The 12,898-nt window shown below is 63.3% G+C and carries 12 protein-coding genes and 1 pseudogene; 2 read left to right on the forward strand and 11 right to left on the reverse strand.

Going from position 1 to position 12,898, the window contains the following annotated elements:
* The first annotated feature begins 23 nt into the window (after positions 1-23).
* Entirely contained in the window at positions 24-1,244 is a 1,221-nt protein-coding gene (locus tag AAC023_RS03385) for an aspartyl protease family protein (protein ID WP_339738128.1), read from the forward strand.
* On the opposite strand, the gene AAC023_RS03390 is transcribed toward AAC023_RS03385, so the two are convergent.
* The 8 genes from AAC023_RS03390 to AAC023_RS03425 form a co-directional block, all read right to left on the reverse strand.
* Entirely contained in the window at positions 1,225-2,610 is a 1,386-nt protein-coding gene (locus AAC023_RS03390; RefSeq protein WP_339738130.1) for an L-serine ammonia-lyase, read from the reverse strand. The two genes, AAC023_RS03385 and AAC023_RS03390, sit on opposite strands and share 20 nt — an antisense overlap.
* A gap of 36 nt (positions 2,611-2,646) precedes the next feature.
* Complete coding sequence (locus tag AAC023_RS03395; RefSeq protein ID WP_339738132.1) at positions 2,647-2,907, reverse strand: Lrp/AsnC ligand binding domain-containing protein; 261 nt, start codon at positions 2,905-2,907, stop codon at positions 2,647-2,649.
* Positions 2,908-2,956: 49 nt separating this feature from the next.
* Positions 2,957-4,561 (reverse strand): benzoate-CoA ligase family protein, encoded by a 1,605-nt coding sequence (locus AAC023_RS03400; RefSeq protein WP_339738134.1) that lies wholly within the window; start codon positions 4,559-4,561, stop codon positions 2,957-2,959.
* 39 nt (positions 4,562-4,600) lie between these two features.
* A complete protein-coding gene (locus tag AAC023_RS03405) occupies positions 4,601-4,993 on the reverse strand; it encodes a RidA family protein (protein WP_339738136.1) in 393 nt (130 codons plus the stop codon).
* A complete protein-coding gene (locus tag AAC023_RS03410) occupies positions 4,993-5,406 on the reverse strand; it encodes a thioesterase family protein (protein ID WP_339738138.1) in 414 nt (137 codons plus the stop codon). Before AAC023_RS03410 ends, AAC023_RS03405 begins: the two co-directional genes overlap by 1 nt.
* Positions 5,406-6,578 (reverse strand): acyl-CoA dehydrogenase family protein, encoded by a 1,173-nt coding sequence (locus AAC023_RS03415; RefSeq protein WP_339738140.1) that lies wholly within the window; start codon positions 6,576-6,578, stop codon positions 5,406-5,408. Before AAC023_RS03415 ends, AAC023_RS03410 begins: the two co-directional genes overlap by 1 nt.
* Positions 6,579-7,388, reverse strand: a complete 810-nt coding sequence (locus AAC023_RS03420; protein WP_339738142.1) for an enoyl-CoA hydratase family protein — start codon at positions 7,386-7,388, stop codon at positions 6,579-6,581.
* Between the two features lie 126 nt (positions 7,389-7,514).
* Entirely contained in the window at positions 7,515-8,168 is a 654-nt protein-coding gene (locus tag AAC023_RS03425; protein ID WP_339738144.1) for a TetR/AcrR family transcriptional regulator, read from the reverse strand.
* A gap of 89 nt (positions 8,169-8,257) precedes the next feature.
* On the opposite strand from AAC023_RS03425, the gene AAC023_RS03430 reads away from it, so the two are divergent.
* Positions 8,258-9,361: a DUF2855 family protein gene (locus AAC023_RS03430; RefSeq protein WP_339738146.1), complete on the forward strand. Its 1,104-nt coding sequence runs from the start codon at positions 8,258-8,260 to the stop codon at positions 9,359-9,361.
* A gap of 87 nt (positions 9,362-9,448) precedes the next feature.
* Here the strand turns inward: AAC023_RS03430 and AAC023_RS03435 are convergent, their stop codons facing one another.
* The 3 genes and pseudogenes from AAC023_RS03435 to AAC023_RS03445 form a co-directional block, all read right to left on the reverse strand.
* Complete coding sequence (locus AAC023_RS03435) at positions 9,449-10,207, reverse strand: SDR family NAD(P)-dependent oxidoreductase (RefSeq protein WP_339738148.1); 759 nt, start codon at positions 10,205-10,207, stop codon at positions 9,449-9,451.
* On the reverse strand, positions 10,204-12,498 hold the full coding sequence (locus AAC023_RS03440; protein ID WP_339738150.1) for a bifunctional salicylyl-CoA 5-hydroxylase/oxidoreductase: 2,295 nt from the start codon (positions 12,496-12,498) through the stop codon (positions 10,204-10,206). Before AAC023_RS03440 ends, AAC023_RS03435 begins: the two co-directional genes overlap by 4 nt.
* Positions 12,499-12,523: 25 nt before the next feature.
* Positions 12,524-12,898, reverse strand: a pseudogene (locus AAC023_RS03445) (kynureninase); the annotation flags it as partial.

Here is a 12,898-nt window from a genome sequence, read left to right on the forward strand (position 1 = left end):
GCAATCACGCGCGGAAATCTGCCATGCGAAACCTCGTTCACTTCGTCCTGCTCGCCCTGATATTGGCGGGCTTTTCTCCGGGCCTGACGCAGGAGACGGACCTGGCCCGCCTGCTGGCCGCGCCGCTCCGCATTGAACGGACTGAAGCGGTCACAAGGGTCAATCTGGAGACCCGGGGCGGGAAGCTCTTCATCCATGCGCTCGCCAATGGCGAGGCGGGTGAATTCATCCTCGACAGCGGCTCGCCGACCATTCTTTCACGTGATTTTGCCGATGCGCTGGGCCTGGAAACTGTCGCCCAGAACACCGGCCGCGATGCCAATGGTACTGAAGTGACAATGGACTTCGCGATCCTCCGGACGCTGCAGGTCGGCACGGCAGTGTTTCACGACATCCCCGTCCTGATCCATGATTTCAGCACCCTCGACATGGGGGCCTGCGTGGTCGGTCCCGGTATTCTCGGTTCGGAACTCTTTCCCGGGAGTGTGTGGCGCTTCGACACCCGGGCCGCAGAACTATCCATCGCCACCAGCCTGATGGAGCTGCCGGAGCTTGAGGCTGTCGCATCGACGCGCCTGTATGATTTTGGCTACCCGCACGCGCCCATCATCGATTATTCCGTCGGTGACGTGTCGGACAAGGCCTTGTTTGACACGGGCAGCAGCGCCGAGGTGGCGCTATTCAGCCAGGTGGCGCAGGCACCATCGGTCCGGCAGGCTATCCGCGCCGGCAGCCGGGTTACAGGCACCGGTTATGAAGGCGAATCCGCTGGCGGGCGCGGCGAAGTCACGACGCTGACGCGCTTCACGCTATCGGATTTCCGTCTCGATGGCACCGATCTGGACCCGGTCCGCGCAATGGTGCGAGCTGTCCCGCCGACACTCGTCGGGGCGGGCATGCTCGGATCGCATGCCGTGACCCTGGACTACCCGGGCGGACAATTCATCATCCAGGCCCATAGTGACCCGGCACAGACGCCGGCCGAACCCGGCTATTCATTGGCGCTTGTCGGCAACGATATCCGCGTCGTGCAATTATTCGATGACACAGCCGCCGCCCGTGCCGGATTGCGGCTGGGTGACGAGGTGACCGCGATTTCCGGGCGGTCGCTTATCGTGAGCGCGGACAATCCGAAATGCGCCGTGGCAAACTGGCTGTTTGCGAGCTTTGATCCCGCCGAAGCCGCCGAGCTGGTAATCCTGCGCGATGGCGTTTCCAGCCGTCTCAGCATTCCACAACATTGACGGCGAGACCGCCCTGGCTGGTCTCCTTGTATTTTTCCTGCATGTCGACGCCAGTCTGACGCATGGTCTCGATCACCTGGTCGAGCGAGACCTTCATGTCGGCCGAGGTCGCACGTAGCGCGAGGCGCGCGGCGTCGATCGCCTTGATGGCGCCGATCGCATTGCGCTCGATACAGGGGATCTGCACCAGTCCGCCGACGGGATCGCAGGTCAGGCCGAGATTGTGCTCCATGCCGATTTCGGCCGCATCCTCGATCTGGTTATTATTGGCGCCCATCGCAGCGGCCAGCGCTCCGGCAGCCATGGAACAGGCAACGCCGACCTCGCCCTGGCAGCCCGCTTCAGCGCCGGAGATCGAGGCGTTCTTCTTGTAGAGGGCACCGATCGCCGCCGCCGTCAGGAAGAAGCGCTGCAGGGCTTCATCATCGGACGGGTTGCGGTGATAGCGGTCGAAATAGCGGGCGACGGCCGGGAGGATCCCCGCCGCGCCATTGGTCGGTGCGGTCACAACACGGCCGCCAGCGGCGTTTTCCTCATTCACTGCCATCGCCCAGAGATTGATCCAGTCCATGGCGACGAGCGGATCGTCGGCCGGATCGGTCTGTTCATTCAACAGGTCTCTGTAAAGCTTGGGCGCCCGGCGTTTGACTTTCAGCCCGCCCGGCAGGATTCCGTCCTCACGCAGGCCACGATCAATGCAGGCCTCCATGGTGCGCCAGATCGTCTCGATCCCGTCTTGTACTTCGGCCTCCGAGCGAAACGCACATTCATTGGCCAGCATGATGCGGAAAATCGACAGGTTTTCGCGCTCACCAATCGCCAGCAGCTCGGCGCCGGAATTGAACGGGTAGGGCTCGCCTTCCTTGACATCGGCGGCCGAATTGCGTCCGGCCTCGTGTTCGTCGATGACGAAACCGCCGCCGATTGAATACCAGATCTCTTCCAGCAGGACGCTCCCGTCGCTGGCCAGGGCACGGAATTTCATGGCGTTGGAGTGGAAGGGCAGGCGGATATCGCCGCGAAACTGGAGATCACGCCGTTCGGAGAACTCAATCGCGCGGCCGCCGGGCAGGGTGAGGCGGTGTTCGCTGCGGATCCGCTCCAGCCTCTGCGGGATTTCCGCCGGGTCGACCCGGGACGGGTCACAACCTTCCAGCCCGAGCAGAACCGCCTTGTCAGTCCCGTGACCCAGGCCAGTCAGGGCGAGCGAGCCGTAGAGTTCGGCCTCAAGACGGGCAATGCCGGCCTCCCCGTGGGTGCCGATCACGCGCTCGACGAATTGCCGTGCGGCCAGCATCGGCCCTACGGTGTGCGAGCTGGACGGGCCAACCCCGATCTTGAACAGGTCGAAGACGCCAAAATGCATGAGAAATCCGCCGGATGAGCGCAGGCAGGCCTGGCGTCAGCCGAGGCCGCGATCGCGCGTGAATGCGTTGAAGCAGATAATGGTCTGCGTGTCCTTGATGCCGGGAATCGTCTGGACTTTCTCGTTCACGAAACGGCCGATATCGGCATCATCGGCGATCGCGAAATGCGCCAGCAAATCAAAAGCGCCGGAGATCGAGTGCACCATGGGGGCTTCGTCGAGCTTGTCGACCAGCGAGGCCGCGACATCATAGGTATGGCCCAGCTCGCATTTGATGAAGACGTAGAATTGGCGCATCGCAGACTTCCTTATCAATCCCCGGATTCGGATCGACCCTAATACCAAGCTAGCGAAGTTTGAAACGTTGAATCTTCCCGGTCTGGGTCTTGGGCAGGGCGGCGAGGAATTCGATGGCGCGCGGATATTTATACGGCGCGATACTCGCCTTGACGTGATCCTGGAGCCGGGCGACCAAATCATCGTGCGCGTCATGACCATCGGCCAGCACGATGAAGGCCTTGACGATGGTGCCGCGCTCCGCGTCGGCCGCGCCGACAACGGCGCATTCCAGCACCGCATCATGCAGCAAGAGGGCCTGCTCCACTTCGGGGCCGGCAATATTATAGCCCGACGAGACGATCAGATCATCGGCGCGCGAGACATACCAGAAATAGCCATCTTCATCGCGGCGATAGAGATCGCCGGTGATGTTCCAGCCCTTCTGCACATAGGTTTTCTGGCGTTTGTCGTCGAGATAGAGACAGCCCGTCGGCCCCTTGACGGCCAGCCGCCCGATTTCGCCATCGGCCACCGGATCGCCCGCTGCATTCACCACCCGGGCCTGATAGCCGGGCACAGCCTTGCCGGTCGCCCCAGGGCGGATGTCGCTGCCGGCGGCTGAAATGAAGATATGGATCATCTCGGTGGCCCCGATTCCGTCAATCAGGCGGATGCCGCTCAGAGCGTGAAAGGCGTCCGAGGTCGCGGCCGGCAAATGCTCGCCCGCCGATACACCCTTGCGCAGGCTGGACAGGTCGAAGCGGTCCCACAAGCCCATCAAGGCCCGATAGCCTGTGGGTGCCGTGAACAGGGTCGTGACCGCGAAGCGCTCGATCGTCTCACACAATGCCTCGAAGCCGGGCCGGTCTGGCAGGGCCGTGGCGAGGCCGGCGCGGGCCGGAAACACGACACAGGCCCCCAGGCCAAAGGTGAAGGCGAAAGGCGGCGTGCCGAGATAAATCTCGTCGGGATCGGGGTTCAGGACGGTCGCGCCGAAAGTGTCGGCCATGGCCAGCACGCTGGAGTGGAAATGGGCGCACGCCTTGGGCTCGCCGGTGGTCCCGGAGGTGAAGGCAAGCAAGGCGATATCATCACGCGCTGTGTCGGCGGCGGCGAATCTATCGGGCTTGGCGGCCATGGCGGTGGCCAGCTGCCCGTCCTGGCCCCAGGCGAGGATGGACGCCAGTCCCGGCTCGAGCGCGGCGGCTTCCCGCACGGGCTGCGCCAGTGCCGCGTCAAACAGTGCGTGGCTCACCTTGCCCTTGGCGATGACCTTGGCGATCTCGCCGGCACGCAGCATGGGCATGGTCATCACGGCCACACCGCCGGCGAGGATGGTGCCATACCAGCTGGCGATCAGTTCGATCGAATTGGGTCCGTGCAGGAGGACGCGATTGCCCGGCACCAGGCCCATGTCTTCCACCAGGACATGCGCGATGCGGCTTGCCTCGCGGCGCAGGTCCGACCAGGTGATATTGCGCGCGGACGAATAGATGGCGACCTTGTCGCCCAGGCCGTTTTCGAGATTGCGATCAAGGAGCTCGGCTGCGCAGTTCAAGCGGCCTGGATAGGTGAGGCCGGGACTGTCGAAGCAGAATTCCGGCCAGTCGCACGCGGCGGGCAAATGCTCGCGGGTAAAACTGTCAATATGCCCACTGGTCTGCATCGTCATGACGTCCTCCCCGACGTGTCCGACTTCTGGAGCCTGGCGCTAGAGCGGTACCACCGCGGTGGTCTCGATCTCGATTTTCGCCCCCGGCTCGATCAGGCCCGCGACAATGACGAAGGCCATGGCCGGATAATTGCGCCCGATCAAATTCTTCCAGATGCTGCCAATCCTGGATTCGGCCGCGATATACTCGTCCCGGCTGGTGATATAGCCGGTCATGCGAACGATATGCTCCGGGCCGGCATCGGCCTCGGCCAGTATGGCGAGCGTGTTTTCCAGGACTTGCTCAAACTGGGCCGCGAAGTCGTCCGAGACGATGACACCATGCTCATCCCAGCCAATCTGACCGGCAATATAGACCTGGCGGCCGCTGACAGCGATGCCGTTTGAATAGCCTTTCGGGCGCGGCCAGCCCGCCGGCAGCAGGATCTGCATTATTTGACCTCCAGGAAGGTGAGCATGCGGGCGCGCATGATCTCGGGAATCCGCTCCGGGGCGTGCTTTTCGATATCGATATAGACCAGAACCAGCTGCGCGATCATCCGCACTTCATCCTCATGCCAGGCCTTGATCGTCAGCTTGAAGGAGCTGCGCCCGACCTCGGTGACGACCAGTTTGAAGGCGAGCTCGTCATCGAGACGGCTGGGTGCCTTGAATTCGACCTCGATATTGGCCAGTGGCACGGCATGATTGCCCTTGACGATCATGGCATCGAAACCGTGCCCGAGCCCGGTCTCGAACCAGTCCTCGACACAGGCATTGATCATCTCGAAATAGCGCGGATAGAAGACGATTCCGGCCGCATCGACATCGGCAAAGCGTACACGGCGATCAACGCGGAAGACCATTATTTCCACTCCGAAAGATGCTGACGGGCAATAACGAGTTTTTGCACTTCCGACGCGCCCTCATAGATGCGCAGGGCGCGGATTTCGCGGTAGAGCGCTTCGGGCACCGACCCCTTGGTCACGCCCAGCCCGCCGAATAGCTGGACCGCCGTATCAATGGCCTTCTGCGCGGCTTCGGTAGCATAAAGCTTGGCCATGGCCGCTTCGCGAGTGATGCGCGCCGAGCCTGTGTCCTTGGTCCAGGCGGCGCGGTAGATCAATAGCGCGCTGGCATCGATATCGAGCGCCATCTCCGCCAATTGCGTCTGCACGCCCTGCTGGTCAGCGAGGGTGGCCCCGAAAAGTTTGCGGGTCGTGGCGCGGCCTGTCGCCTCGTCAAGCGCCCGGCGGGCAAAGCCGAGCGAGGCGGCACCGACCGTGGACCGGAACACATCCAGCGTTGCCATGGCGATCTTGAAGCCGGCACCCGATGCGCCGATCAGGCTGGAGGCCGGTAGATGGCAATCCTCGAACACCAGGCGGGCAAGGGGGTGTGGCGCGATGGTCTCGATGCGTTCGGCGACTTTCAGGCCAGGCGTGTTGGCGTCGAGGATGAAAGCGGACAGCCCGCGTGCGCCGGCCGCCTCGCCGGTGCGGGCGAAGACGACGTAGAAATCGGCTATGCCGCCATTGGAGATAAAGGTCTTTTCGCCCCTGAGGCGCCAGCCATCGCCGTCCGGTGTCGCGGTGGTGGCGATGGCGGCGACATCAGAGCCGGCCTCCGGCTCGGTCAGGGCGAAGGCGGCACACAGTTCGCCAGCGGCGACACCGGGCAGCCAGGACCGTTTCTGGGCCTCGGAGCCAAACAGCGAGATGGCGCCGGAACCCAGCCCCTGCATCGCGAACACGAAATCGGCCAGGCCGCAGCGATAGGCCAGATGTTCGCGCATCAGGCAGAGCGAGCGCACATCGAGGCTTTCGGTCGCGCCGCCATAGGCGGCCGGCACGCAATAGCGGGTCAGGCCGGACTCGCCGAGCGCTTTCAGGATGGCGCGGCAATCTCCATCGACATCGTCATGGGTAGCAAAGCCGTGGGGGCCGAACCGGCTCTCGGCCCAGCCGCCGGCGAGGGTTGCCAATTCCCGGTGGGCATCCTCGAGAAAGGGCCAGTCGAGATAGCTGCGGTCGGCCATTCAATTGCCCTCGAAGACGGGTTTCTGCCTGGCGATGAAAGCCGTGTAGGCGCGTTCAAAGTCCTTGGTCTGCATACAGATGGCCTGGGCCTGGGCCTCGGCCTCAATGGCGGTGTGCAGGCTCATATCCCATTCGGTATTGAGCTGGTTCTTGGTCATCGCATTGCCGAAATTCGGGCCTGAGGCGATGCGGGCGGCCCAGTCCCGGGCTGCGTCCATCAGCGCATCAGCGCTTGTGATGCGATTATAGAAGCCCCAATTCTCGCCCTCTTCGGCCGACATGGAACGGCCGAGATAGAGGAGTTCCGAGGCGCGGCCCTGGCCGATAATGCGCGGCAGCATGGCGCAGGCGCCCATATCGCAGCCAGCGAGGCCAACGCGGTTGAACAGGAAGGCGCATTTGGCTTCCGGCGTCGCGATGCGCAGGTCCGAGGCCATGGCCATGATCGCGCCAGCGCCAACACAGACGCCGTCAATGGCGGCGATGATCGGCTGCGGGCAATCGCGCATCGCCTTGACGAGATCGCCGGTCATGCGCGTAAAATCCAGCAATTCGGGCATGTCCATGCCCACCAGCGGGCCAATGATTTCATGGACATCACCACCGGAGCAGAAATTCCCGCCGGCGCCGGTGATAATGATCGCCTTGACCGATTTGACGTAGACGAGGGCACGGAACATGTCGCGCAGCTCGGCATAGCTCTCAAAAGTCAGCGGGTTTTTGCGTTCGGGCCGGTTGAAGGTCACTGTGCCAATGCCATCGGCGAAGGACCAGAGATAATGTGTCGGCGTATAATTCGTCGGGTCCATGGAGACTAATCCCTGTTTCCTCGGCCGGCGCCTGGCGCGGCCATGCCCGTTAAATGCGTGATTCCGGTGCGATACCCCCAAGACCTACGACGCCGCGCGGGCAGCGTCCACTCTCGCCGGCCTGGCTCAGGATGAGGGCGCGGCCAGCGTGCGCTGGCACAGGTCTGTCAGATGCCCGACCCAGTTGTGGGGCTGGTTGCCCTCCACGCTGATCAGCATTTGATAGCGCCGCGCGCCCCAGACGGCGAGCAGCAGGCTGGCGACCAGATCGCGCTCTGGCTGCGGGCCTAGATCCTCAAGCGCGGCAATGCCTTCGCTCCATTTACTCGTCAGGGCGGCGAAGGCTCGGCTGTGCCGCTCCTGGTCCGCGATCTCGTTTTCCCGTTGCAGCATGGCGGCGTCAAAATAGGGCGAATCGGACCGGGTCCCGCAAGTGATCTCGACCAGCGTGCGGACGCGCTCCGGCCAGGGCTGGGCCGCGGGTGCGATGACGTCCCGGTCGATCTGGGCCAGCACCATCTCCATGGCGTGGCGGACATAACCGGAATGCAGCGCCGCCTTGTTGGGGAAATATCCATAGAGCGTGCCGATGGCGAAGCCGGCTTCGGCGGCGACGCTGCGGGTGGTTGCGGCCTCGGGGCCATCGCGGCGCCAAATCCGAACATAGGCGTCATATATGGCCTGGACGGTGAATTTCGCGCGGTCCTGGACTGGCCGTTTATGCGGGGCAGGCAAGGCATTCGGGGCCGGACGCGAGAGAGCAGCGGAATCCGAACCCATGGGCGGTCTGGATCTGCTAGACATAAGTCACCGACTTCCCGTGTATTCTTCCGTTGCTGCCCAGCCCAACCCAGCCAAGCAAGGTCATCATGAACGCTCCGATCACTATTTCCCGCCTGTTCACCGATAAATCCGATCTTGGTCGCACCGAATTGCGCGAGCATCAGCAAGGCCCGCTGGGAAAAGGGGAGATATTGCTCGAAATCAAGAGCTTCTCCCTGACCACAAACAATATCACCTATGCCGCATTTGGCGATGCGATGCAGTACTGGAATTTCTTCCCGACCGGGGAGGAAGGGTTCGGACACATGCCGGTCTGGGGCTTTGCCGATGTCATCGCGTCCACTACCCCCGGGATTGCCGCAGGTGAACGCTTCTATGGCTATTACCCTATTGCCAGTCACGTCTTGATGCGCCCCGGCCGGATCTCGCCGCGTGGCTTCTATGATGTGCTCGACCACCGGATCGATCTGGTCTCGGCCTACAACCAGTACAGCCGCTGTAGCGAGGACCCCGTCTACCGCTCCGACCGCGAGGATTTGCAGGCCCTGTTCCGGCCGCTTTTCGTTACCGCTTTCATGCTGGCCGATTATCTCGAGGATAATGACTGGTTCGGGGCCCAGCAATTATTGCTCTCCAGCGCGTCGAGCAAGACGGCCTATGGCACGGCCTTCTGCCTGCTCAGCGAGGACCGGGTCACGCTGGCGGCGCTGACCTCGCCGCGCAATGCGGATTTCGTGCGCGGGCTTGGCTGTTATGAAACGACGACGCTCTACGATGATATCGAGACGCTTGATGCCTCAATCCCCACTGTCTATGTCGATTTCGCCGGCGATGCCGCCCTGCGGGCCCGGATCCATCATCATTTCGGGCCGTCCCTGATGCATGATTGTGTTGTCGGGGCCGCCCATAATGCACCCGTCTCCAGACCGGTCGACATGCCCGGTCCGGCGCCGAAATTCTTCTTCGCGCCGGAGCAGATCGCCAAGCGCAACAAGGATTGGGGCCCGGACGCGTTCAATGCGCGTTTCAATGATGCGCAGGAAGCCTTTTTCGCCCAGCTCGACAGCGCCGAGCCGGCCTGGATGACGGTCAAGACCGGCCAGGGTTTCGAGGCGGCGCAGGCGGTGATCAGGACGCTGGCCGAAAGCGGCGGCGACCCGGCCATGGGCCATATGATCGAACTGGGCTGAGCGATCGGACCGGAACACGGCCGGACCCGGGCGGATTATCACCCGGGTCCGGCATGGATCCGGTCTTGGCCGAAAATGCCGGTATGGTTAAATTGCGCCGCCGGAGATGGTAATCGCCTGTCCTGACACGGATCCGCTGAGCGGCGAACACAGCCAGGCCACCGTTTCGGCGACTTCTTCGGGCTGGATCAGACGGCCCTGCGGGTTGGTCTTGGTCAGCTCCGAAAGGGCGTCCTCGCGTGACCGGCCGGTCTTGGCCATGATATTGGCGACCGAATTATCCACGATCGCGGTTTCGACATAGCCCGGGCAGACCGCATTGAAGGTCACGGCGGTGCCGGCATATTCCAGCGAGAGCGATTTGGTCAGCCCGACCACGGCGTGTTTCGAGGCGACATAGGGCGCGATATAGGCGCCGCCACGCAGGCCGGCGATCGAGGCGATATTGATGATACGGCCATAGGCCGACTTCATCATCGGACCGATGACCGCCTGGGTGCAACGTACCAGTCCCTCGACATTCACCGCCTGGATGCGCTGCCATTCCTCCATCGAGGTGCGGTGGAAGGCGGCCGCGCCGACAATGCCGGCATTATTGACCAGAATATCGATGGCCCCGCCGGCCGCGGCCTTGGCAAAGGCCGCTTCGACACTCTCCGCATCGGTGATGTCGAGCTGGATTGCTTCGGCGCCGGGAATGGTCTTGGCAGCGGCTTCCAGCCGGACCAGATCACGGCCCATGATCACCACTTGCGCGCCCTCGGCGGCGAGGCTTTTGGCGCAGGCCAGTCCGATGCCCGTGCCGCCGCCGGTGATGACGGCGCGATGTCCTGTCAACTTGCTCATGCCTGGGGTGCTCCCTCTGCAGCGCGCGCGAGATTGCGCGTCAATTGATCGAAGCCGGCCGCATATTGCGGCGGGATATGCACACCACGATACCCCAGTTCGGCCGCCGCGCGCAGCGTCCACATCGGATCAATCAGGTGCGGACGCGCCAGCGCCACCAGATCGGCGCGCCCGGCGGCGAGAATGGAATTGACGTGATCGGTCTCATAGATATTGCCGACCGCCATCGTCGCACAGCCGAGCTGATTGCGGATGCGGTCGGAAAACGGCGTCTGGAACATGCGGCCATAGACCGGGCGCGCCAGCGGGGTCGTCTGACCGGCCGAGACATCGATCAGATCGGCCCCGGCCTCGCGGAAGGCGCGGGCGATGGCGAGGCTGTCGGCCTCGGACAAGCCCTCATCGCCCAGCCAATCCGTCGCCGAGAGCCGCACGGCCATCGGCCTGTCATCGGGCCAGACGGCGCGCATGGCATGGAAGACCTCCAGCGGGAAGCGCAGCCGGTTTTCAACCGGGCCGCCATATTCATCGCTGCGATGATTGGAGACCGGGGTGAGGAAGCTGGAGAGCAGATAGCCGTGGGCGCAGTGCAGCTCGACCATGTCGAAACCGGCTTCGAGCGCGCGGTGCGTCGCGGCGACGAAATCGGCCAGCACCGCATCCATATCGGCGCGGTCCATTTGCTTCGGCGTCTGGCTTGTCTCGCTCCAGGGCAGGGGTGAGGGCGCGATCAGCGGCCAATTGCCCGTCTCAAGCTGTCTGTCCGAGCCTTCCCAGGCGAGCCGTGTCGAGCCCTTGCGGCCGGCATGGGCCAGCTGGACCGCCATTTTGGCGCGGCTCTGGGAATGGGCGAAATCGGTGATCGCCCGCCAGGCCTTCACATGTTCATCGGTATAGAGGCCGGCACAGCCCGGCGAGATACGGCCATCGCGGCTGACATCGGTCATTTCGCTATAGACGAGGCCGGCTCCGCCCAGGGCGCGGGCGCCGTAATGCACGCTGTGGAAGGGGCCGGGCAGGCCATCCTCGGCGGAATACATGCACATCGGCGAGACGACGACGCGGTTTTCCAGCCGCATGCCCCGCAGCTCGAACGGCGCAAACATCGGCGGCCGCGCATCGGACTTGGCACCGCCGGTGGCCTGGCTGGTAAACCAGCTCTCGACGCCCGCCAGCCAGTCGGGGTCGCGCAGACGCAGATTTTCATGGCTGATACGCTGGGAGCGGGTCAGCAGCGAATAGGCGAATTGCTTGGGCTCGAAACCGAGATAGCGGTCGAGATGCTCGAACCATTCGGTTGAATTGCGCGCCGCGCTCTGCAATTTGAGCACTTCGACCGTGCGCACGGCCTGGTAATCCTTGAGGCCCTCGGCGACCGGCTTGTCGGTGCTGGTGAGGACATCGGCGAGCATGATCGCGTCTTCCAGCGCCAGCTTGGTGCCGGAGCCGATCGAGAAATGGGCCGTATGGGCGGCATCCCCCAACAGGACGATATTGTCATGCACCCAGTTCTCGCACAGCACGCGCGGGAAATTGAGCCAGGCCGAGCCGCGCAGATGCCGCGCATTCGACATCAGATCATGACCGTCCAGCCAGGGCGCGAACAGGGCCTCGCTGGCGCGGCAGCATTCATCCTGGTCCATCTCGCCAAAGCCCAGTCCCTCCCAGGTCTCCGGGGCGCATTCAATGATGAAGGTCGAAGTCTCGTCATCGAAGCGATAGGCATGGGCCCAGACCCAGCCATGCGGCGTTTCGACAAATATGAAGGTGAAGGCGTCGAACACCTTGTGCGTGCCCAGCCAGACGAATTTATTGCGGCGCAGTTCGATATCCGGCTTGAAACTGCCGGCGAAACGGGTGCGGATCTTCGAGTTGAGCCCGTCGGAGGCGACGATCATGTCGGCATCGGCGAAGGCAGAGAGATCATCGCCGATCTCGGCCTCGAAATGCAGGCCGACGCCGAGTTCGCGCGCCCGGTCCTGCAGCAGGCTCAGGAGTTTCTGGCGCCCAATGCCGCAAAACCCGTGCCCGGTCGAGGTTTCGGTGACGCCCTTGATGACGACATCGATATCATCCCAATGCGCCAGGCTGGCACCGATGGCGGCAGCGCTGGCTGGATCATTGCGGCCGAGATTGTCCATCGTCTGGTCGGAGAAGACGACGCCCCAGCCGAATGTGTCGCCGGGCTTGTTGCGCTCATAGACATCGATGACGCAATCGGGATCGCGCAGTTTCATCGAGATCGCGAAATAGAGGCCGGCGGGGCCGCCGCCAATACAGGCAATTTTCATGGCTTGCGACCTTTCCAGATGGGTCTCAGGTAACGGCGGCACGCGTCGCGAAACGATCCTCGCGCCATTCGCCGGTCTGCATGATGTCCGCCAGCGCCTCGATCGCCAGCCAGACATCTTCATACCGGGTATAGAGCGGGGTGAAGCCGAAGCGCAAAATATCCGGCGCCCGGAAATCACCGATCACGCCGCGCGCGATCAGGGCCTGCATGATGGCATAGCCCTCATCATGACGGATCGAGACCTGGCTGCCGCGCAGCGCCGCATCGCGCGGGCTGGCGAGTTCGAACCCGGTCAGCTGGTCCTCGCAAAGCGCGATGAAGAGATCACCCAGCGCCTGCGATTTCAGGCGGATCGCGGCCATCTCGGCCTCCAGCATCAGATCCAGCCCGCACTCCAG

This window comes from uncultured Maricaulis sp. (genome assembly GCF_963976135.1).
Lineage (GTDB): Bacteria > Pseudomonadota > Alphaproteobacteria > Caulobacterales > Maricaulaceae > Maricaulis.

What these genes read in the sequence shown, in the direction of transcription:
- AAC023_RS03385 (WP_339738128.1), top strand. Translation starts at nt 24, where the DNA reads ATGCGAAACCTCGTTCACTTCGTCCTGCTCGCCCTGATATTGGCGGGC.
- AAC023_RS03390 (WP_339738130.1), bottom strand. Translation starts at nt 2,610, where the DNA reads ATGCATTTTGGCGTCTTCGACCTGTTCAAGATCGGGGTTGGCCCGTCC.
- AAC023_RS03395 (WP_339738132.1), bottom strand. Translation starts at nt 2,907, where the DNA reads ATGCGCCAATTCTACGTCTTCATCAAATGCGAGCTGGGCCATACCTAT.
- AAC023_RS03400 (WP_339738134.1), bottom strand. Translation starts at nt 4,561, where the DNA reads ATGACGATGCAGACCAGTGGGCATATTGACAGTTTTACCCGCGAGCAT.
- AAC023_RS03405 (WP_339738136.1), bottom strand. Translation starts at nt 4,993, where the DNA reads ATGCAGATCCTGCTGCCGGCGGGCTGGCCGCGCCCGAAAGGCTATTCA.
- AAC023_RS03410 (WP_339738138.1), bottom strand. Translation starts at nt 5,406, where the DNA reads ATGGTCTTCCGCGTTGATCGCCGTGTACGCTTTGCCGATGTCGATGCG.
- AAC023_RS03415 (WP_339738140.1), bottom strand. Translation starts at nt 6,578, where the DNA reads ATGGCCGACCGCAGCTATCTCGACTGGCCCTTTCTCGAGGATGCCCAC.
- AAC023_RS03420 (WP_339738142.1), bottom strand. Translation starts at nt 7,388, where the DNA reads ATGGACCCGACGAATTATACGCCGACACATTATCTCTGGTCCTTCGCC.
- AAC023_RS03425 (WP_339738144.1), bottom strand. Translation starts at nt 8,168, where the DNA reads ATGGGTTCGGATTCCGCTGCTCTCTCGCGTCCGGCCCCGAATGCCTTG.
- AAC023_RS03430 (WP_339738146.1), top strand. Translation starts at nt 8,258, where the DNA reads ATGAACGCTCCGATCACTATTTCCCGCCTGTTCACCGATAAATCCGAT.
- AAC023_RS03435 (WP_339738148.1), bottom strand. Translation starts at nt 10,207, where the DNA reads ATGAGCAAGTTGACAGGACATCGCGCCGTCATCACCGGCGGCGGCACG.
- AAC023_RS03440 (WP_339738150.1), bottom strand. Translation starts at nt 12,498, where the DNA reads ATGAAAATTGCCTGTATTGGCGGCGGCCCCGCCGGCCTCTATTTCGCG.